The 871-nt window shown below is 45.2% G+C and carries 2 protein-coding genes and 1 pseudogene; 1 reads left to right on the forward strand and 2 read right to left on the reverse strand.

Going from position 1 to position 871, the window contains the following annotated elements; translation table 11 throughout:
* Positions 1-181 precede the first annotated feature (181 nt).
* Together REG_RS08380 and REG_RS08385 are read right to left on the reverse strand one after the other, a co-directional pair.
* A complete protein-coding gene (locus REG_RS08380; RefSeq protein WP_039908209.1) occupies positions 182-454 on the reverse strand; it encodes a type II toxin-antitoxin system RelE/ParE family toxin in 273 nt (90 codons plus the stop codon).
* Positions 454-696, reverse strand: coding sequence for a hypothetical protein (locus REG_RS08385; protein WP_039908213.1), 243 nt, complete (start codon positions 694-696; stop codon positions 454-456). Before REG_RS08385 ends, REG_RS08380 begins: the two co-directional genes overlap by 1 nt.
* Before the next feature lie 108 nt (positions 697-804).
* On the opposite strand from REG_RS08385, the pseudogene REG_RS14520 reads away from it, so the two are divergent.
* A pseudogene (locus REG_RS14520) lies at positions 805-871 on the forward strand (conjugal transfer protein); the annotation flags it as partial.

Here is an 871-nt window from a genome sequence, read left to right on the forward strand (position 1 = left end):
CTTATCCCCAGTGGAGCCACTGGATTGACTGCCGTTTGCAAGCGCAGCAAGCCCGTTTGGCTGATAAAGCTTGGCAGCTATATCAAACCGGGCGCATTGCGCGGGATGAAATGCTGAACGTTGTTAGCCACGGGGAGTTGGCGCGGCGGGAAAGAGATTATTGCTAAATATTCAGTAGTACTTAATTTCTGAATAAATCAGCATGAGTTCCGGTTCGTTCAAACCGGACAATGTCGTTATCCAACGTGTAAATTAGAACCCAATCAGATTCGATATGCAGATCCCGGGAAGGTTTCCATTCGCCTTTAAGTGGATGGTCACCCAGTCCACGCGGCAGGGGATTCCCTGTCAGTAGCAGTGTGATCACGGTACGGAGTTTACTCATATCCTTACCCCGTTTTTTTGCTAGCTTTACGTCACGGTTGAATTGGGCAGTGTAGCTTGCTGATCGCATCAAATGTCCAACTGCTTAAACAAGTCATCCGAATCAACGGCTTTAGATACCTCTTCGCCCTTTTTACTTTTTCGCAGTGTGTCGGCAGTGAGCGCATTAGGTATCTGGGTATTACTGATGTAATGCCGCATTAATTCACGCATAACTTGAGCCGCAGGGCGATGATGAAGGGCTGTTGCTGCCCTGAATTGATCGCGCAATTCTGGTTCCATCTTAATGGATATTTGCACTTCTTTTGTCATGCTGTATCTCATTTTTCGTTAATTATTTAAGCGTATTTTTATTTTAAAGGATGTTTAATTGATATTCAATGAACATCCTTTTTTCTGTTTAACAGGTAAGGAGTTTATTTGGACATTTCGCCCTGGCGGGATGCGTCAAGGCCGTTGACGATTTTTGGCATTCCGGCGTTGTTGT

Source organism: Candidatus Regiella insecticola LSR1 (genome assembly GCF_000143625.1).
GTDB classification, from domain to species: domain Bacteria; phylum Pseudomonadota; class Gammaproteobacteria; order Enterobacterales; family Enterobacteriaceae; genus Regiella; species Regiella insecticola.

Bases quoted from the DNA above. Each gene is read 5' to 3' on its own strand.
- REG_RS08385 (WP_039908213.1), bottom strand. From the start codon at position 696: ATGACAAAAGAAGTGCAAATATCCATTAAGATGGAACCAGAATTGCGC.
- REG_RS08380 (WP_039908209.1), bottom strand. From the start codon at position 454: ATGCGATCAGCAAGCTACACTGCCCAATTCAACCGTGACGTAAAGCTA.